The organism is Variovorax sp. J2L1-78, assembly GCF_030317205.1.
GTDB lineage: Bacteria > Pseudomonadota > Gammaproteobacteria > Burkholderiales > Burkholderiaceae_C > Variovorax > Variovorax arabinosiphilus.
Map to the genome: position 1 here is coordinate 1,069,556 of NZ_JASZYB010000001.1, position 19,041 is coordinate 1,088,596.

Annotated in this window: 17 protein-coding genes; 7 read left to right on the plus strand and 10 right to left on the minus strand. The window is 69.1% G+C overall.

The annotated features are described in order from the left end of the window. Positions 1 to 15: 15 nt before the first annotated feature. Positions 16 to 243 carry a hypothetical protein gene (locus QTH86_RS05180; RefSeq protein ID WP_286645733.1) on the plus strand — a complete coding sequence of 76 codons (228 nt, stop codon included), beginning with the start codon at positions 16 to 18 and terminating at the stop codon, positions 241 to 243. A gap of 3 nt (positions 244 to 246) precedes the next feature. On the opposite strand, the gene QTH86_RS05185 is transcribed toward QTH86_RS05180, so the two are convergent. Next, complete coding sequence (locus tag QTH86_RS05185; RefSeq protein WP_286645732.1) at positions 247 to 1,434, minus strand: aminotransferase-like domain-containing protein; 1,188 nt, start codon at positions 1,432 to 1,434, stop codon at positions 247 to 249. Positions 1,435 to 1,574: 140 nt separating this feature from the next. On the opposite strand from QTH86_RS05185, the gene QTH86_RS05190 reads away from it, so the two are divergent. Genes QTH86_RS05190 through nth form a run of 3 tightly spaced genes read left to right on the plus strand, consistent with a single transcriptional unit; the run spans position 1,575 to position 3,851 of the window. Then, positions 1,575 to 1,835, plus strand: coding sequence for a helix-turn-helix domain-containing protein (locus tag QTH86_RS05190; protein ID WP_286645731.1), 261 nt, complete (start codon positions 1,575 to 1,577; stop codon positions 1,833 to 1,835). Next, positions 1,829 to 3,190 (plus strand): type II toxin-antitoxin system HipA family toxin, encoded by a 1,362-nt coding sequence (locus tag QTH86_RS05195; protein WP_286645730.1) that lies wholly within the window; start codon positions 1,829 to 1,831, stop codon positions 3,188 to 3,190. Before QTH86_RS05190 ends, QTH86_RS05195 begins: the two co-directional genes overlap by 7 nt. Before the next feature lie 16 nt (positions 3,191 to 3,206). Then, a complete protein-coding gene (gene nth, locus QTH86_RS05200; RefSeq protein WP_286645729.1) occupies positions 3,207 to 3,851 on the plus strand; it encodes an endonuclease III in 645 nt (214 codons plus the stop codon). 4 nt (positions 3,852 to 3,855) lie between these two features. Here nth and QTH86_RS05205 read toward each other — a convergent pair whose 3' ends face one another. From QTH86_RS05205 to QTH86_RS05220, 4 genes are read right to left on the minus strand one after another with little or no spacing between them, the layout of a single operon-like run. Beyond that, a complete protein-coding gene (locus QTH86_RS05205; RefSeq protein WP_286645728.1) occupies positions 3,856 to 4,410 on the minus strand; it encodes a histidine phosphatase family protein in 555 nt (184 codons plus the stop codon). Then, a complete protein-coding gene (gene cobS, locus QTH86_RS05210) occupies positions 4,407 to 5,186 on the minus strand; it encodes an adenosylcobinamide-GDP ribazoletransferase (RefSeq protein WP_286645727.1) in 780 nt (259 codons plus the stop codon). The genes QTH86_RS05205 and cobS overlap by 4 nt, the downstream gene beginning before the upstream one ends. Beyond that, positions 5,183 to 6,220, minus strand: a complete 1,038-nt coding sequence (gene cobT / locus QTH86_RS05215) for a nicotinate-nucleotide--dimethylbenzimidazole phosphoribosyltransferase (RefSeq protein ID WP_286645726.1) — start codon at positions 6,218 to 6,220, stop codon at positions 5,183 to 5,185. Before cobT ends, cobS begins: the two co-directional genes overlap by 4 nt. Before the next feature lie 4 nt (positions 6,221 to 6,224). Beyond that, positions 6,225 to 7,673, minus strand: coding sequence for a cobyric acid synthase (locus QTH86_RS05220; protein WP_286645725.1), 1,449 nt, complete (start codon positions 7,671 to 7,673; stop codon positions 6,225 to 6,227). A gap of 99 nt (positions 7,674 to 7,772) precedes the next feature. Here QTH86_RS05220 and QTH86_RS05225 point away from each other — a divergent pair, with 99 nt between their 5' ends. Continuing rightward, on the plus strand, positions 7,773 to 9,161 hold the full coding sequence (locus QTH86_RS05225) for a GntT/GntP/DsdX family permease (RefSeq protein ID WP_286645724.1): 1,389 nt from the start codon (positions 7,773 to 7,775) through the stop codon (positions 9,159 to 9,161). Positions 9,162 to 9,194: 33 nt separating this feature from the next. On the opposite strand, the gene QTH86_RS05230 is transcribed toward QTH86_RS05225, so the two are convergent. Beyond that, positions 9,195 to 10,049 (minus strand): AraC family transcriptional regulator, encoded by an 855-nt coding sequence (locus QTH86_RS05230; RefSeq protein WP_286645723.1) that lies wholly within the window; start codon positions 10,047 to 10,049, stop codon positions 9,195 to 9,197. A 93-nt stretch (positions 10,050 to 10,142) separates the two neighbouring features. Here QTH86_RS05230 and QTH86_RS05235 point away from each other — a divergent pair, with 93 nt between their 5' ends. Then, on the plus strand, positions 10,143 to 11,570 hold the full coding sequence (locus QTH86_RS05235; protein ID WP_286645722.1) for an MFS transporter: 1,428 nt from the start codon (positions 10,143 to 10,145) through the stop codon (positions 11,568 to 11,570). Positions 11,571 to 11,829: 259 nt separating this feature from the next. On the opposite strand, the gene QTH86_RS05240 is transcribed toward QTH86_RS05235, so the two are convergent. After that, on the minus strand, positions 11,830 to 12,561 hold the full coding sequence (locus QTH86_RS05240; RefSeq protein WP_286645721.1) for a class I SAM-dependent methyltransferase: 732 nt from the start codon (positions 12,559 to 12,561) through the stop codon (positions 11,830 to 11,832). A 122-nt stretch (positions 12,562 to 12,683) separates the two neighbouring features. Here QTH86_RS05240 and QTH86_RS05245 point away from each other — a divergent pair, with 122 nt between their 5' ends. Further along, positions 12,684 to 12,911 (plus strand): hypothetical protein, encoded by a 228-nt coding sequence (locus QTH86_RS05245; RefSeq protein ID WP_286645720.1) that lies wholly within the window; start codon positions 12,684 to 12,686, stop codon positions 12,909 to 12,911. On the opposite strand, the gene QTH86_RS05250 is transcribed toward QTH86_RS05245, so the two are convergent. The 3 genes from QTH86_RS05250 to QTH86_RS05260 are packed head-to-tail and all read right to left on the minus strand — an operon-like array spanning position 12,833 to position 18,908. After that, positions 12,833 to 14,320, minus strand: a complete 1,488-nt coding sequence (locus QTH86_RS05250) for an efflux transporter outer membrane subunit (protein ID WP_286645719.1) — start codon at positions 14,318 to 14,320, stop codon at positions 12,833 to 12,835. The genes QTH86_RS05245 and QTH86_RS05250 overlap by 79 nt on opposite strands. A gap of 34 nt (positions 14,321 to 14,354) precedes the next feature. Further along, a complete protein-coding gene (locus tag QTH86_RS05255; RefSeq protein WP_286645718.1) occupies positions 14,355 to 17,621 on the minus strand; it encodes an efflux RND transporter permease subunit in 3,267 nt (1,088 codons plus the stop codon). Positions 17,622 to 17,654: 33 nt separating this feature from the next. Continuing rightward, positions 17,655 to 18,908, minus strand: coding sequence for an efflux RND transporter periplasmic adaptor subunit (locus QTH86_RS05260; protein WP_286645717.1), 1,254 nt, complete (start codon positions 18,906 to 18,908; stop codon positions 17,655 to 17,657). Between the last annotated feature and the right edge of the window lie 133 nt (positions 18,909 to 19,041).

Sequence of the window (19,041 nt, forward strand, 5' to 3'; positions counted from 1 at the left end):
CAACGGGTGAACACAATGGCGCGAGCGAACGACTGGGCAGGCAAGGTAATGGCGCTGGTGAATGGCGGCAACACGGCAGCCGCCATCGCGCAGATCAAGGTGGCGCCAAGCGTGAAGGACCTGAAGGCCCTTCAGACCATCATGACCCTGTCGCGCCTCAGCGGGAAGTACCGCCAGGTCGATGCGGCGATCGCGGAGAACCTGGCGCTGTTGTCCGCGCCCCGGCTGCACCGCTCGCCCTGAACGTCAGAGCGCCTTGCCGAGGCGGGCGATGCCCTCCTCGATCTTCTCGACGTTCGCCGTCGCGAAGCTCAGGCGCAGCGTCGAGACATCCGGGTTGCTGGCGAAGAACGGCGCACCCGGCACGAAGGCCACGAGCTGCTCGATCGCCTTCTTGGCCAGCACGTTGGCATCGGCGATCTTGCCGTTCGCACCGGTGAGGCGCGCCCAGAAGAACAGGCCGCCGTTGGGCTGCGTGAACTCGATGGCATCGCCCAGTTCGCGCTTCAGGGCCGCGCCCATCGCCTTCGCGCGTTCGCCGTAGACCTTGCGCACGTTGGCCAGCGTCGCGGGCATGCGGCCACTCTTGAGGTACTGCGCCGCGGTCGCCTGCGCGAAGGTGCTGGTGTGGGCGTCGCTGAACTGCTTGCACATCGTCGCCTTGGCCAGCAGCTCGGCCGGCGCGATCATCCAGCCGATGCGCAGGCCGGGGCTAAGCACCTTGCTCAGGCTGCCGCAGTGCGCGATGAGCTCGCGGCTGCCGGGCACGGCCTGGCTCAGCGACAGGATCGATGGCGGGGGCGCCTCGCCAAAGTACAGGTCGCCGTAGGGGTCGTCTTCCACGATCAGCGTCTGGTACTTCACCGCCATCGCCAGCACCTTCTTGCGGCGCTCGAGGCTGAGCATCGCGCCGCTCGGGTTGCCGAAGGTGGGGATGAGGTAGACGAACTTGGGCTGGTGCTCGGCGATGAGCTTTTCCAGTTCGTCGGTCTTCACGCCGTCGGCGTCGACCGGCGCGCTGATGAGTTCGGCACCGTACAGGCGGAAGCACTGGATGGTCGCGAGGAAGGTCGGGCCTTCGACGATGACCTTGTCGCCGGGCGAGATCATGGTCTTGCCGAGCAGGTCGAGCGCCTGCTGGCTGCCGGTGGTGACGATCAGCCCATTCGGCGCGACGTCCACGCCCTTGGTCTTCATGAAGGCCGACAGTTGCGTGCGCAGCGGCTCGTAGCCTTCGGTCGCGCCGTACTGCAAGGCGCCGCCGGGCTCCTCGTTCAGTGCCTTGGCGCTGGCTTCCTTCAGGCCCTCGACGTCGAACATCGCGCTGTCCGGGAAGCCCCCGGCAAAGCTGATGATGCCGGGCGTGCCAAGCAGTTTGAAGAGTTCGCGGATGGCGGAGGTTTCGACGTTGTCGAGGCGGGAAGCGAATTGCATGGAGGTCTTTCTCTTTCTAGGCTGCCATTGTCCAGCGAAGTGCGAGCGCGCGCTGGCAGGTTTACTACTTCCGGATAGTCGATTGACTTTACTATTTTTCGATAGTAAATTCTCACAACCACTCCAAGGTAGTAAATCGCATGCGATACCCGCTTGAAACGAGCCAGCAGCTCAGCGCTGTACTGAAAGCGCTGCGGCGATCTCGCCAGATGACGCAGGCCGAACTCGGTGAACAGCTGGGCGTGAACCAAAAGCGCGTCGCGCGCATCGAGGCGGCGCCTGGTGTCACCAGCTTCGACCAGATTTCGCGTCTGGTCGCTCTCATGGGCTATCGTCTCGTGCTCGAAGCCCTGCCCTCCGGCGACGCGCCGACCGCCGCCAAGGACACCACATCATGGTGAGCCGCTCCAAACGCGGTCGCGGCCCGCGGCACCCACATCCGCTGGTGGTCTGGATCAATGGCCAGACGGTGGGGGAATGGAGCGTTCGCGAGGGCGAGCACCGCTTCCAGTACAGCGATGAATGGACCGCCTCGCCGGCCGTGCGCCGGCTCTCGCTGTCGCTGCCGATCACGCCCGGCAATGCGCCCTTGCGCGGCGCGGTGGTGCAGAACTATTTCGACAATCTGCTGCCCGACAGCGATCCGATCCGCAAGCGCCTGCAGGGCAAGTTCGCGACGCAGAGCGCCGACGCCTTCGACCTGCTCGGCGCTATCGGCCGCGAATGCGTCGGTGCCGTGCAACTGCTGCAGCCAGGCATGCTGCCGACCGGCTTCGACCGCATCGAGGCGGAGGCGCTGGACGACGCAGGCGTGGAGCGCGCGATCAACGCGTCGCTCTCGACCGGCCGTGTGCTCGGCCAGCGAGACGACGGAGACTTCCGCATCTCGATCGCCGGCGCGCAGGAAAAGACCGCGCTGCTGCAACGCGATGCCCGATGGTTCCGCCCGCAGGGCGCCACGCCCACCACCCACATCTTCAAATTGCCGCTCGGCCTGGTCGGCAACATGCAGGCCGACATGCATTCGTCGGTCGAGAACGAATGGCTGTGCTCGCGTATCTTGTCGGCCTTCGGCCTGCCGACCGCGCGCTGCGACATCACCACTTTCGGCGAACGCAAGGTGCTGGTGGTCGAGCGCTTCGATCGCGCGCTGCAGAACGCGGGCACCGACACCGAATGGATCGCCCGCCTGCCGCAGGAAGATTTCTGCCAGGCGCTCGGGGTGGCGGGTTCACAGAAGTACGAGACCGATGGCGGCCCGGGCATGCGCGAGATCCTGCGCGTGCTCGATGCGAGCAGCCACGCGGCGGCCGACAAGCTCGCTTTCGTCAAGGCGCAGATGGTGTTCTGGCTGCTCGCCGCGACCGACGGCCACGCCAAGAACTTCTCGATCTTCCTGGAGCGCGGCGGCGGCTACCGGCTCACCCCCTTCTACGACGTGCTGTCGGCCTGGCCCGTGATCGGCCACGGCGCCGCGCTCATCGCGCCGCAGAAAGCCAGGCTCGCGATGGCATTGCGCAGCAAGAGCGCGCACTGGGGCCTGGCCGATATCCAGGCGCGGCACTGGGACGGCGTGGCGAAGCTGGCGGGCCTGGGCGATGCGCGCGCACTGTGCGAAGAGCTCGCCGGGCAAGTGCCCGAGGTGCTGCGCAGCGTGCAGGCACAACTGCCGGCCGACTTCCCACCGGCGCTGGCCGGCGCCATCTTCGAAGGCATGTCACACACGGCCAAGCGCCTCGCATTCACCGGCGAATGACCCAGCGAACGACCCCATGAAAAAAGAGAACATCGCCGCCTTCTTCGCCACGCTGCAGGCGGCCAACCCCACGCCCGAGACCGAACTCGAATACACCACGCCCTTCGAGCTGCTGGCCGCGGTGCTGCTGTCGGCGCAGGCCACCGATGTCGGCGTCAACAAGGCAACGCGCAAGCTCTACCCGGTCGCCAACACGCCGCAGGCCATCCTCGACCTGGGGGTGGAAGGGCTCGAGGGCTACATCAAGACCATCGGCCTCTACCGCAGCAAGGCCAAGCACCTGATCGAGGCCTGCCGCATGCTCGTCGAACTGCACGGCGGCGAGGTGCCGCGCACGCGGGCCGAGCTGGAGGCGCTGCCGGGCGTGGGCCGCAAGACGGCCAACGTGGTGCTCAACGTCGCCTTCGGCGAACCGACCATGGCGGTCGACACGCACATCTTCCGCGTCGGCAATCGCACCGGGCTGGCGCCGGGCAAGACGCCGCTCGACGTGGAGCTGAAGCTCGAGAAGCGCGTGCCGCCCGAATACCGGCTGCACGCCCACCACTGGCTCATCCTGCACGGCCGCTACATCTGCGTGGCGCGCAAGCCGAAGTGCTGGGAATGCGCAGTGGCGCCGTACTGCGACTACAGGCCGAAGACGCCGGCGCCAAAAAGCTGATCGCTCAGACCTCGACCGTCACCCACTCGCCGAAGCCGATCGGCCGGCGCGGCCATGCACCGGCATCCGCGGGGCAGCGCACGCCCTGCTGCAACAGCGTCACCGCGCGCATCACCCCCGCGTGGGTGACCCACAGCGCATCGCGGCGCGACGCGCGCCAGGCGTCCCAGGCCTCGCCGACCCGCCCCATGAAGAGGCGCGTGCTTTCGCCGTGCGTGCCGGCGCGCGCCTCGGCAAAGTCGCTCATCCAGGCGTCGAAGTCGGCGCGGGCGATGCGGTCCCAGGGCTGGCCTTCCCAGGCGCCGAAGTCCATCTCGGCTAGGCGTGGGTCGATCGTGGCTTGCGACAGTGTCGGTCGCTGGTCGGCAATGGCGCGGGCCAGCGTCGCACAACGCTGCAACGGCGAGCTGTACAAGACGATGTCCACCGGCAGCAGCGGCGCGATGGTCGCAGCCACGGCTTGTGTGGCCTCGGCCACGCAGCTTAGATCGGTGCGGCCGTAGCAAAGACCCGCAGGCGCATCGACCGGCGCATGCCGCAGCAGCCAGAGCGTGCTCACAACCGGGCCGCCAGCGCGAGGTAGATCGCCAACTCGCTCAACTGCTGCGTGGCGCCGAGCCCGTCGCCGGTGAAGCCACCGAGCCGGCGGCGCAGCAGGCGCACCATGAAGAGCGCGACCAGCGCGCCCGCGACCACGGCCGCCGCGCCGTTCACGATGCCGCCCGCGACCACCAGGAGCGCCGCGGCCGGTAGCGACCACAGCACGGCCACGACGACGGCGGTACCGCTCACCGCATCGGCCATCGGCTTGGACTTGCCGCCCTCGCCGCCGACATAGGGCGACGCGCGCATCACGGCCAGCGGTGCGAGCCGGGACAGCACATGCGCCGCCAGCAGCGCCGCGCAGGCGACGAAGGCGCCCTGCCCGGCCAGCGCCGCCAACAACGCGACCTTGAGCCCCAGCGCCAGCACCACGGCGATGGCGCCGAAGGCGCCGATGCGCGAGTCCTTCATGATCTCCAGGGCGCGCTCGCGGGTCGATGCACCGCCCAGGCCGTCGGCCACGTCGGCCAGGCCGTCTTCATGGAAGGCGCCGGTGACAAGCACGGTCACCACGGTACAGAGCACGGCGGCGACCAACGGTGGCCACAGCGAGAGCGCACCTGCCAGTGCCAGTGCACCGATGGCGCCGACGACCCAGCCGACCGCCGGGAAGTGCGCGGCGCTCGCACGCAACATCGCCGGGCTGTAGCCGACCCACTGTGCGAGCCGGCCGGTGACGGGGATGCGGGTGAAGAACTGCAGCGCCAGCAGGAAATGCCGAACGCCGTTCATTGTCTCGACACGCCAGCGGCTTCGAAGCTGGCCATGTCGCGCAGCACGACACACGCCGACTCGAGCAGCGGCCACGCCAGCGCGGCGCCGGAGCCTTCGCCCAGCCGCAGGTCCAGGTGCAGCAGCGGGTCGAGTCCCAGGTGCGCCAGCAGCAACGCATGGCCCGGTTCGGCCGACACATGCGCAGCAATGCAGCGCTGAACAACCTGCGGCCGCAGCGCCTGCGCCACCAGCACTGCAGCGCTGGCGATGAACCCATCGACCACGATCACGCGGCGCTCCTCGGCCGCCTGCAGCGCGGCGCCCACCAGCGTCGCGACCTCGAAACCACCGAAGGCTGCGAGGGCGTCGAGTGGCGACGTGGCGCCGGCGTGCAGCGCCAGCACGTCGCGCAGCACGCGCGCCTTGCGGGCCCGGCCCTCGGCATCGAGCCCGGTGCCCGCGCCGGTGCAGGCCTCGATGTCGTGGCCCACCAGGCGCGCCAGCAGCATCGCGGCGACCGAGCTGTTGCCGATGCCCATCTCGCCGAGCAGCAGCGCGTTGCCGGGCAGGTCGCGCACGATCGCCATGCCGTTGGCGATGGCCTCGGCGCATTGCGCGGCACTCATGGCCGGACCGAGGGAGGCATCGGCCGTGCCGACGGCGATCTTGCGCACCAGCAGCCCGTCGCGCGGCGCGAAGTCGCGGCGCACACCGCAGTCGACCACCGTCAGCGCCAGCCCGTGCTGGCGCGCCAGCACGCTCACGGCGGCACCGCCGGCCAGGAAGTTCTCGACCATCTGCCAGGTCACGTCGCTCGGATAGGCCGAGACGCCGCGCGCCGCCAGGCCGTGGTCGGCCGCACAGACCAGCATCTGGGGCTGCCGCAGCACCGGCGTCTCGCTGCCGAGGATGGCGCCGATCCGCAATGCAAGCGCCTCGAGCCGGCCCAGCGCGCCGAGCGGCTTGGTCTTGTTGTCGATCGCGTGCTGCAGGCGGCCGGCCAGGGCAGCGTCATGCAGGTCGGCGACGGGAGGAAGCGTGAAAGTGGCCATGGGCTCAATTGATCAGGGAAGACAACACACCGGGCGCGAAATGCGCGTCGATGAAATCGGCGAGGCCGTCGAACACCGCGTCGAGCGTCGGCGCGGTAGCGCCGAACAGCGCGTGCAGCACGGCCGGGTCTTCGAACAGGCCGTGCAGGTACACGCCCAGCACGTTGCCCGTCGCGTTCTGCCAGGCCAGGCCGTCGGGCATGGCGGCATGCACGCGGTCGCCGGCCGCGGCCATCGCGCTGTGTTCGGCGGTCTGGCCATGGTGGATCTCGTAGCCATGCACGCCGACGTTCGACAGCGCGGCCCATGCGCCCGCGAGCGTTGCGAAGCTGGCCGCGCGCTGGCGCACCGTCTTGTCGGGCGCGAACAGCGTGACCAGTGGCAGCAGCCCCAGGCCCGGCGCGTTGCCGTCGATGCCGTGCGGGTCGATCAGCGCCTCGCCCAGCATCTGCAGCCCGCCGCACACGCCCAGCACCCGCCCGCCGCGCGCGGCATGCGTGGCCACCGCGCGGTCCAGCCCCTGCGCACGCAGCCAGGCCAGGTCGCCGCTGGTGTGTTTGGAGCCCGGTAGCACGACCCAGTCGGCATCGGACAACTCGGCCGGGCTGCGCACCCAGCGCAGGCGCACGCCGGGCATGTTCTTCAGCGGCTGGAATTCGTCGAGGTTGCTGATGCGCGGATAGGCGATCACGGCGATGGTGCAGGTCACCTCACCCGTCGCGGTGCTGCGGTCGTCGAAGACACCGTCTTCCTCCGCCAGGCCGTGCTCCCACCACATGGGCAGCGTCGCGACCGTGGGCACGCCGGTCATGTCCTGCAGCATCTGCGGCGCGGGCGCGAGCAGCGCCGCGTCGCCGCGGAACTTGTTGAGCACGAAGCCGCGCAGCAGCGCGCGGTCGGCCTCGGGCATCAGCGCCCAGGTGCCGTAAAGATGGGCGAAGGCCCCGCCGCGGTCGATGTCGGTCACCAGCAGGCAGCGCGCATCGGCGTGGCGCGCGACGCGCAGGTTGACGATGTCGCTGGCCATCAGGTTGATCTCGGCCGGCGAGCCGGCGCCTTCGATCACGACCACGTCGTTCTCGGCGCGCAAGGCGTCGAGCGACGCGGCGATCTGCGGCCACACGCGTTCGCTGCGGCCGCGCCACGGCAACCCCGTGAGTTCGGCGCTCACCTGCCCCAGCAGCACGACCTGGCTGTGCGTGTCGCGCTCGGGCTTGAGCAGCAGCGGGTTCATGCGCACCTCGGGCACGGCACGGGCGGCCAGCGCCTGGAAGTACTGGGCGCTGCCGATCTCGCCGCCCTCCACCACCCGTGCGTTGTTGCTCATGTTCTGCGCCTTGAACGGCGCCACGCGCAAGCCTTGTCGGGCGTAGTGGCGGCACAGCGCGGTGGCCAGCCAGCTCTTGCCGGCGCCGCTCGTCGTTCCCAGGACCATCACGCATTTCGCTGTCATGCGGCGATTGTCGTCGGCGGCGGCGACATGCCGGATTCATAGAATCGATCGACAACGACGGGCGGCATCCGATGGCGGACCACCCCTTCAAACCATCCTATGACTTCCACCGACATCCATCTCCTGCTCACCGCCCTGGCCAGCGTCCTGCTGCTGGTCGCCCTCATCGTCTCGCGCGTGCGCATGCACCCGCTGGTCGCCCTGCTGATCGTGTGCGTCGGCGTCGGGTTGGCCACCGGCATGGAGCTCGGCGAGATCGCCAAGAACATCACCAACGGCGCCGGCAAAACGCTCGGTGCGGTCGGCGTGGTGATCGCGCTGGGCGCGATGCTGGGAAAGATCCTCGCCGACGCGGGCATCACCGAGCAGATCGCCAACGCCCTGCTGCGCCACGCGTCGGACCGCATGATTCCGTGGGCCATGACCCTGGTCGCGTTCATCGTCGGCATTCCGATGTTCTTCGAGGTGGGCCTGGTGGTGATGCTGCCGCTGGTCTTCAGCGTGGCACGCAAGCTCGAGGGCCGCGAGCGCTTCAAGGGCTCGGCCTATGTCTACGTCGGTGTGCCGGTCATTGCCGCGCTGGCCGCGATGCACGGCATGGTGCCGCCGCACCCGGGCCCCTTGACTGCCATCGCCGCGCTCAAGACCAGCGTCGGCCCGACGATGCTCTACGGCTTCATCGCGGCGCTGCCGGCCATGGTGCTGGCCGGGCCGCTGTACGGTGCCTTCATCGCGCCGCGCATGACGACCCGCCCCGACCAGGCCTTGCTGGACCAGTTCACGCTCACGCAAAAGCATGCGGCCAGCGCCGCCAACCCGCCCGGCGTCGCCCTGGGCACCTTCGCGGCCTTGCTGCCCGCGCTGCTGATGCTGGTACACGCGCTGAGCGAAACCTTCCTGGCCAAGGGCTCGGCCTTGGCGGGTGCCGCGGCGTTCGTCGGCAACCCGATCATCGCGATGCTGCTCGGCGTGCTCTTCGCCGCCGTGGCGCTGGTGTACGCGCGCGGCGGCAACACCGAGCACTTGCGCGATGCCATGGGCGCCAGCCTCAAGCCCATCGCCGGGATCATGCTGATCATCGCGGGCGGCGGCGCCTTCCAGCAGATCCTCACCAGCGCGAAGGTCGGCGACGCGATCGTGCATCTCACGCAGCAGTTCGCCTTCCCGCCACTCGTCCTCGGCTGGCTCATCGCGATGCTGCTGTCGGTGTCCACCGGCTCGGCCACGGTCGGCATCGTGGGCGCCGCCGGCCTGCTGGCGCCGCTGGCCGGCGCCGACCCGGCGCTCAACCTGCCGCTGCTGGCGCTGTCGATCGGCAGCGGCTCGCTGTTCTTCAACTACGCCAACCACGCGGGCTTCTGGCTGGTGAAGGAGTCGTTCAGCATGTCCATGGGCGAAGCGACGCGGACCATCACGGTGGTGCAGTCGATCGTCGCCCTGGTGGGCCTGGGGATGGTGCTGGTGATGAACGCGGTGATGCCGACCTGAAGGCCGATTGAGGGCGGGAGGCCCGAGTCGTCCTTACCACGGACCGTTGCGCTTCGCGAAGTACCGCGCCGGGGACTCCCCGAAGGCCCGTCGGAACATCGCGATGAAGTTGCTCGGCGTGGCATAGCCCAGCGCATCGGACACGGCGGCGACAGACTCGCCCCGGGCCAGGCCTTCGAGCGCGTGAACCAGCCCCGCCTGCTGGCGCCACTGGGCAAAGCCCATGCCCAGTTCGGCCTGACACAGCCGTGTCAGGCTGCGCGGCGACAGCCCCGCCCACACGGCCCATGCATCGAGCGTGCGTGCATCGCCCGGCGCCTGCAGCACGGCCTGGGCGATGCGCAGCAGCCTCCGGTCGGTGGGCATGGGCAGATGCAGGGGCTCACGCGGGGCAAGCCGCAGTTCGTCCAGCAGCACCGCCGTCACCCGGCGCTGCGCAGCGGTGAGCTGGTCCTGCCCGCTCCAGCCCACCGCGCGGCGCACCAGCGCGCGCAGCAACTCGCTCACGCCCACGACGCAAGGGTCCGCGGGCAAGGCCCGCGCAGCCTCGGGCGTCACCAGCACGTTCCAGCCGCTCATCACGCCGCTGATGCTGGCCATGTGCGGCATGCCCGGGGGCACCCAGCCGGCGCGGTGCGGCGGTAGCAGCCACGAACCCTGCCGGGTGCGCACATGGACCAGTCCGTTCTCGATGCAGAAGATCTGTCCGCGCAGGTGCTGGTGCCAGCCGGTCTCGCGCGTGCCGAGCTGGAATTCGCTGTCCGTCTTCTCGCTGCCCCAGACGGCGATCAGCGGCGGGCCGTCGGCACGTTCGCTGAGCTCGAACAGCGCCGTGTTCGGCGAAACGGCCGGCCCTTGAGCCGCGGGAAGCGCGAGAGATTCGGGCATGGCCGGATTCCATTGTTTTACGTCCAGACAACGTTATCAGGTTTACCCCGTCGACCGGACACTGGGCCATCACGAACGACCGGAGTCCTCCCTATGCGCACCGCCGCACTGCCCGCCCCCGCGCCCCTGCTGCGCCCCGATCTGCCCCTGTGGCTCGTCATCGCGATGGCCTGCCTCGCCTCCTTCATGGTGGTGATGGACGGCTCCATCGTGAACGTCGCCCTGCCCGCGATGCAGCGCGACCTGCAACTCTCCCATGAGGCCCAGCAGTGGGTGATCGATGCATACCTGCTGAGCTTCGGCGGCTGCATGCTGCTGGCAGCGCGCGCGGGCGACCTCTACGGGCGGCGCCCGGTGCTGCTGGCCGGCCTGTTCCTTTTCACGCTCGCCAGCCTGGCCGGCGGCCTGGCCTCCGGCGCCACGCTGCTGCTGGCGGCCCGCGCCGTGCAGGGGATCGGTGCCGCCGTGCTGGCGACGTCGTCCATGACGCTGGTGATGGCCGCAACGCACCACGACAAGCAGGCACGCGCCAGCGCGCTGTCGCTGTGGGCCGCGCTGAACTCGGCCGGCTTTGCGCTGGGCGTGGTCATCGGCGGCCTGCTGACCGAAGGCGCGGGCTGGCGCTGGGTGATGTTCGTCAATGTGCCGGTTGGACTGCTGCTGATGGCGGGCATCGCCTCCAGCCTGCTGGCGCCACCGGCGCAAACGGCACGACCCAGGCTCGACGCTCCGGGCGCGGTGGCGTCCATGCTGGGCAGCGCCCTGCTTGTGTATGGGATCACGCAATCGACCGCGCTGGGCTGGAACTCGCCAGTCGTGCTGGGCGCTCTGGCGCTTGCGTTGGGCCTGTTCTTGCTGTTCATCGCCATCGAGCGGCGCAGCGCCAGCCCGCTGGTGCGCCTGTCGATCTTCCAATTGCCGGGGCTGGCCGCGGGCAACCTGCTGATGCTGGGACTGGGTGCATTGCTGGCCGCGTCGATCTACTTGATCTCCACGAGCCTGCAGCAAGTGGCGGGCTACGGCGCACGCGAGACGGGGCTGGCGATGCTGCCGATGGGCCTGATGCTGGCAGCGGTGCGGTTGCTGTTCACCAAAGCCATGGGCGCGGGCACGGCCCGGCACCTGCCGCTGTGGGGCGCCCTGCTGGCGGCTGCGGGGCTGGCTTGGCTGGGCCTCTTGCCTGCCCGGGCGGCGTTCGTGCAAGACGTGCTCGGGCCGACGCTGCTGGTCGGCTCCGGCCTGGGCATGCTCATCCTGGCGGCCACGCATGTGGTGACCTCGGGCGTGCCGGTGCAGGACGCCGGCTTGGCTTCCGGGTTGGCCAACACCGCACGCCAACTGGGCGGCGCGCTGGGGATGGCCACGCTGGCGACCCTGGCAGCTGCCGTCGCGCACGCGCAGCCCGCAGGCATCGACGCACAAGGTGCCTTGCTGGCCGGCAGCCATGCGGCGTTCTTCGCGGCCGCCGGTCTGTCGCTGCTGTGCGGGCTGGTCTCGTTGCGCCTGGGGCCGCCGGCTTGAAGTCCCCCCCGATCCAACCCACATTGCCACAGGAGAAAACCATGACCGTGGATTCCGCAGACTTCACCCTTCACGACCTGTCACGTTTCCCGCTGGTGCTGGCGGGAGGCGACACGTCACCCGGCTACGCGGCCCGGACTGGGATTGGTCAGCGCGGCGCGGGACGCGTAGCTTTCTGCATCCCTTCGAAGCTGCCAATGCAGTCGTACCGCATCGACGTCTTGCGGAGGGTCTGCAACGTGGTTGGCGCATGCACGCCCTACGGCTTGCGTCCCCACACCACAGCGACAGAAAGCCGGCGTTGAAAGTTTCCGCACGCGTCGAGTTGGCTGGCGAGGTAGGAACGCAACTCCGCTTCGACCGTGTCGTGGAGCGACGGCGGTACTTCTTCCCACAAGCGCATGGACCGGACGTGTGCAAGGGCCTGCGTTGGCGGAAGATGCTCAATCACCGGGATGGCAGCCTCTTCGACCGCCTCGAAACCGAACGCACCGAGCGTCTTCGCAGGTTGGTAGTCGAGCTTCGGGCGGGCGTTGCCGAGTGCGACATGGCCGCTGACGATCTCGACGATGGATTCGCGAAAATCCCCGACGTCGTTCTTGTTGACGACAACAAAGGCCGCCCCGCGACGCAGCACGCGCTGGATGCTCCGAACGGACGCTTCGTCGGAGAACCAATGGAATGCGCCGAACGCTGTGGCCCCGTCGAATTCCGCATCCGCGAAATCGAGACGGCTGGCGTCTGCGACCTGATAGCGGCCTGCCTCACCCACGGCGCGGGCCTCCTCGATCATGTCCGCGTCCACGTCGGTGCCGACCGTCCGGAAGCCGCGCGCAGCCAGTTGCCGCGTCGCGATGCCGGTTCCACAGCCGATGTCGAGGATCGAACGACCGCGCGTCGCGCCGAGAACCTCGGCGACGCGGTCGACGACTTCATCGGCATAGGACAGTCGTGTTGCGTTGTAGATCGATGCCGATTCTCCAAATGACATGGTCGTTCCGGAGGGAGTGAGAAGGACGGGCCGTGCGCCGAAGCATGCCACGGTGGTGTGCCCCAGTCGTCGACATCAGGAGGCAGGCCGTGTGCCCCATGAAAATTAATACAATAGACTACATGCAAGCCACCCACGACCTCGCTCTCACTGTCCAGCAACGTGCCGACGGCCAGTACATCTGGATGATGATGGCCGCCACCGAACCGGTCGCCGGTTCCGATGCCCTGTACTACCGCCCCGCCTGCACCGCGGCGGCGGCGCAGCCCAGCTACTCCAGCGCCTTGGCGGTCGGCATCGCCGAGCTGACGCGGGTGGCCGCGGCCGGCTCCGCCCCCGCCGTCGCCTGAACCTCACCCCAGCCACCGCCCAAGGCGCGGATCAGGCCCACCGTGGCCTGGTACTGCGCCGAGCGCACCTGCAGCGCCTGGCGGCGGTTGCGCAGCTCGCTGCGGCGGGCATCCAGCAGATCGAGCTGGCTGATGTAGCCGTTGCGGTAGCGCGTGTCCGACAGCGAGGTCGCCCGCGCCGACGAACTCACGGCGCGCGCCTGCACCACCGACTGCTCGTCGAGCAGCCGCAGCGATGCGAGCTGGTCTTCGACCTCGCGGAAGGCCACCAGCACCTGCGAGCGGTAGCTCGCCAGCGCGCCATCGAGCTGCGCGGACGCACTTTGAACCCCCGCCTCGCGCCGGCCGCCATCGAGGATCGGCAGCGACAGCAGCGCGCCGATGCCCCAGGAGCGGGCCGACCACTTGAACAGATCGCCCAGTTCCGGTGACGCGTAGCCGCCGCCGCCGGTCAGCGAGATGCTGGGGAACCAGGCCGTCTGCGCGACGCCGACGCGGGCCTGCGCGGCCATCACCGTCTTCTGCGCCGCGGCGACGTCGGGCCGGCGTTGCAGCACCGTCGAGGGAAGTCCGGCCGGAATCTGCGGCAACGCGGTACGCCACTCGCCGCTCGGCAGGCTGAACTGCGAGGCCGCCTCGCCGGTCAGCACGGCCAGGGCATGCTCGACCAGCGCGCGTTGGCGATCCAGCGCCAGGGCGTCGGATTCGGTCGATGCGACCTCGGTCTGGACCCGCACCACGTCGAGTTCGGCCAGATCACCCGCCCGCTCGCGCCGCTCCGTCAGGCGCAGCGTGTCGCGGTACGCCTCGACCGTGTCGCGCATCAACGCCCGCTCGTCGTCCAGCGCGCGCAGCGTAAGGTAGTTCTGCGCCACCTCGGCCTGCACCAGCAGCTGAGCACTCTGCAGCAGGGCCGCACTGCCCTGCGCATCGAGCGTGGCCGCATTGCTGGCGCCCGACAGGCGGCCGAACAGGTCGAGCTCATACGACACGCCAGCCCCGGCATTCAGCAGGGTCGACGGACGGTTGCTCTGGTTGCGGTCCAGCCCCTGTGCACGGCTGGCGCCGCCGTTCAGGCCGACCTGCACCGAGCGGTCCGAGTCGACGCTGCGCGCCAGCGCGCGGGCTTCCGCCAGCCGCGCCGCGGCCTGCTGGATGCTGGTGTTGTTGGCGGCAGCGCGCGTCACCAGGTCATCGAGGACCGGGTCGTTGAAGGCGCGCCACCAGTCGCCCGCTGTCCGCACCGGCGCAGTCGCCCCGGCGGGCGCCACAGCAGCTTCCTTGAACTGCGCGGGGGCCGCCGGCGTGGCCGGCAGTTCCGCCACGGAGGCGCAACCGGCCAGCACCAGCGCGGCGATCAGGGGCAGCAGGCGCTGCGGCCGGCCCCCCAAAGTTGAAAAGTTGGTCATGTTGAAGACTCCTCGTTCGGCGGCATGCGCCTTCTTATTCGTTCGGATGGCGCGGGGCTGCCGGGTGCGGGTGCAACGGCGCACCACCGCCGGCCCCGTGCGCCACGGACAGGTCGCCCGCCGGCGCGAAGGCCTCGACGTCGTGCGGCACGTCGCCGTGCTGCTTGAGCGGCCGGTTGCCCGTCAGGCGGCGCAGCAGCACGTAGAACACCGGCGTCAGGAACAGGCCGAAGGCCGTCACCCCGATCATCCCGGCGAACACCGCCACGCCCATCGCCTTGCGCATCTCGGAACCGGCACCGGTCGAGAGCACCAGGGGCAACACACCCATCACGAAGGCCAGCGAGGTCATCAGGATCGGGCGCAGCCGCAGGCGGCTGGCCTCGATGGCGGCCTGGATCGGCGTTCGCCCGGCGAATTCGAGCTCCCGGGCGAACTCCACGATCAGGATCGCGTTCTTCGCACTCAGCCCCACCAGCACGATCAGCCCGATCTGCGTGAAGACGTTGTTGTCACCCCCCGAGATCCAGACACCGGTCATGGCGGCGAGCAGGCCCATCGGCACGATCAGGATGATCGCGATCGGCAGCGTCAGACTCTCGTACTGCGCGGCGAGCACCAGGAACACCAGCAGCAGCGCCAGCGGGAAGACGAGGAAGGCGGAATTGCCGGCCAGGATCTCCTGGTAGGTCAGTTCGGTCCACTCGAAGCTGATGCCCTGCGGCAGCGTCTCGGCGGCAATGCGCTTGATCGCGTCCTGCGCCTGGCCCGACGAATAGCCGGGTGCCGGGCCGCCGTTGATGTCGGCCGTGAGGTAGCCGTTGTAGCGCATCGCGCGTTCCGGGCCGAAGCTCGAATTGACCTTCATCAGCGCCGACAGCGGCACCATCTCGCCGGTGGTCGAGCGCACCTTCAGCAGGCCCACGTCTTCGGCACGGGCGCGGTACGGCGCGTCGGCCTGGACCCGCACCGAGTACGTGCGGCCGAACTTGTTGAAGTCGTTCGCGTACAGGCTGCCCAGGTAGATCTGCATCGTGTCGAAGATGTCCGTCACCGGCACGCCGAGCTGGCGCGCCTTGGTGCGGTCGATGTCGGCGTACAGCTGCGGCACGTTGACCTGCCAGCTCGTGAACATGCCGGCCAGTTCAGGCGCCTGCCGTGCCTTGCCGATGAAGGCCTTCACCGCCGCGTCCATCTGGTCGTAGCCCAGCGAGGCGCGGTCTTCCACCTGCAGCTTGAAGCCGCCCGTGGTGCCCAGCCCCGCCACCGGCGGCGGCGGGAACATCACGATGAAGGCGTCCTGGATGCTGGCGAAGGCGCCGTTGAGCTGGCCCGCGACCGCGCCGCCGCTCTGGTCCTTGCGCTTGCGCTCGTCGAAGGGCTTGAGCGTGGCGAACACGATGCCCGAGTTCGAGCTGTTGGTGAAGCCGTTGATCGACAGGCCCGGGAAGGCGATGGCGTCCTCGATGTTCGGGTTCTTCTTCATGATCTCGCCCATGCGATGGATCACGTCTTCCGTGCGGTCGAGCGTGGCGCCGTCGGGCAGCTGTGCGAAGCCGATCAGGTACTGCTTGTCCTGGGCCGGCACGAAGCCGCTCGGCACCGCCTTGAACAGGCCGAAGGTCACGCCGATCAGCGCGAGGTAGATCACCATCATCAGCGTCTTGCGTCCGATCACGCCCTTGACGCCGCCGCTGTAGGCTTCGGAGCCGCGGTGGAACAGCTTATTGAAGCCGCGGAACAGCCAGCCGAGGTAGCGGTCCATGAAGCGCGTCAGCGCATCCTTGGGTTGGTCGTGGCCACGCAACAGCAAGGCGGCGAGCGCGGGCGACAGCGTGAGCGAGTTGATCGCCGAGATCACCGTCGAGATCGCGATGGTCACCGCGAACTGGCGGTAGAACTGACCGGTCAGTCCGCTGATGAAGGCCAGCGGCACGAACACGGCCACCAGCACCAGCGCGATGGCGATGATGGGCCCCGACACCTCGCGCATGGCGCGGTAGGTGGCGTCGCGCGGACTCAGGCCCGCCTCGATGTTGCGCTCGACGTTCTCCACCACCACGATGGCGTCGTCCACCACGATGCCGATCGCCAGCACCAGCCCGAACAGGCTCAGTGCGTTGATCGAGAAGCCCAGGATGTGCAGCACCGCGAAGGTCCCGATGACCGACACCGGCACGGCCAGCAGCGGGATGATGGACGCGCGCCAGGTCTGCAGGAACAGGATCACCACCAGCACCACCAGCAGGATGGCTTCGAGCAGCGTGTGCACCACCGATTCGATGGAGGCGCGCACGAACTGCGTCGGGTCGTAGGCGATGCGGTATTCCACGCCCTCGGGCATGTTCTTCGACAGTTCTTCCATCGTGGCGCGCACGTTGCTCGAAATGTCGAGCGCGTTGGAGCCGGGCGACTGGAACACGCCCATGCCGACGGCCGGGTCGTTGTTCAGCAGCGAGCGCAGCGAGTAGTCGGCGGCGCCCATCTCGAGGCGGCCGATGTCGCGCAGGCGGGTCACGGCGCCGTCGGTGCTGGTCTTGACGATGATGTCGCCGAACTCTTCCTCGCTCTGCAGGCGACCCTGCGCATTGATCGACAGCTGCATGTCCACGCCGGGCAGGCCTGGCGATGCGCCGACCACGCCGGCCGCCGCCTGGATGTTCTGGCCGCGGATGGCGGCCACCACGTCGCTGGCCGACAGGCCGCGCTGCGCCACCTTCTGCGGGTCGAGCCAGACGCGCATCGCGTAGTCGCCGCCGCCGAAGATCTGCACCTGGCCCACGCCCTGGATGCGCGCGAGCCGGTCCTTGACGTTCAGCACCGCGTAGTTGCGCAGGTAGTTGATGTCGTAGCGGTTGTTGGGCGAGACCATGTGCACGACCATCGTCAGGTCGGGCGCGCTCTTGATGGTCGTGATGCCCAGGCGGCGCACTTCCTCAGGCAGGCGCGGCTCGGCCTGCGAGACGCGGTTCTGCACCAGCTGCTGCGCCTTGTCCGGGTCGGTGCCCAGCTTGAAGGTCACGGTCAGCGTCATCACGCCGTCGGTGGTCGCCTGGCTGCCCATGTAGAGCATGCCTTCGACCCCGTTGATCTGCTCCTCGATCGGCGTCGCCACCGTCTCGGCGATCACTTTCGGGTTGGCGCCCGGGTACTGGGCACGCACCACCACCGAGGGCGGTGCGACTTCGGGGTATTCGGAGATCGGCAGCGCCCGCATGGCGATCAGGCCGGCGATGAGGATCAGCACCGACAGCACGCCGGCAAAGATCGGCCTGTCGATGAAGAATTTGGAGAGATTCATGGTGTTCTTTCAGAGCGGCATCGAGGCCTGGGCTCAGTTGGTCGCGGCGACCTTGGTGGCAGCGGCCTGGGCCTTGGCCTGCGCTGTGTCCATCGGCACCACCGTCGGCTCGACCAGCGCGCCGGGGCGCACGTGCTGCAGGCCGTTGACGACCACGCGTTCGCCCGGCTTCAGGCCCTGGGTGACCACGCGCAGGCCGTTGGCCGGCGCACCCAGCGTCACTTCGCGGTACTCGGTCTTGTTCTCGCCGTTCACGACCATCACGAACTTCTTGTTCTGGTCGGTGCCGACGGCGCGTTCGTTCACCAGCACCACGCGGCTGGTGTGGGCCTGGCCCATGCGGATGCGGGCGAACTGGCCGGGAATGAGCGAGCCGTCCTTGTTGTCGAAGGCGGCGCGCACGCGCACCGTGCCGCTGCGGGCATCGACCTGGTTGTCGATCAGCTGCAGCTTGCCCGCGAAGGGCGTGCCCTCGGTGGCGGCCGTGCCCATCTGCACCGGGATCTGTTCGAGCGGCGTGCGCGTGCTCGCGCCGTTGCCCGCCATGTCCTTGAGCGCCTTGCCCACGATCTGCTCGTCGGCATCGAAGCTCGCGTAGATCGGGCTGACCGACACCAGCGTGGTCAGCACCGGCGCGCCGGGGCCGGCGGCCACCAGGTTGCCGACCGTGACCTCGATCCGGCCGATGCGGCCCGCCACCGGCGCCTTCACCTGCGTGTAGCCCAGGTTCAGGCGTGCGCTCTGCAGCGACGCCTGGGCGGCGCGCAGGCTGGCTTCGGCCTCGCGGCCGGCGTTGCTGCGTTCGTCGAGTTCACGCTGGGCGATGGCGCGCTCGTCCCACAGGCGCTTGGCGCGTTCCTGCTCGCTGCGACTGAATGCGGCGCGGGCCTGGGCCGACGCCACCTGCGCTTCGGCGCGGTCGACCTCGGCCGCGTACGGCGCCGGGTCGATGGTGATCAGCAGGTCGCCTTTCTTCACCAGCGAGCCTTCGCGGAAATGCACCGACTGCACCGCGCCGGCGACCCGGGAGCGGACGTCGACGCGCTCGACCGCTTCGAGCCGGCCCGAGAACTCGTCCCAGGCGGTGATCTCGGTCTGCGCGACGGTGGCGACCGACACCGGGGTGGCGCGCGGTGCGGCGGCCGCGGGCGTGTTGGCCTCGGCCTCGAGCGGGCGCAGGCCGAAGATCGCCGACACGATGGCGGCAACGGCCGTGAGCGCGGTCACGGTGGGCCACAGACCGCGGCGGGCGGTGGCGACGAGCGGGTTGGCAGGCTGCTTGTTCATGATGGTTTCCGTCCTCAAGTTGGTTTTTCGAAAGCAAACGTCCCTCCGGCACGCGATGCCGAGCGACAAAAAGGGCCGGCCCCGGGCGTCCGGTTGCCGAAATTCAGGAAGAGAAGATGCCGGCGTCCCTGTC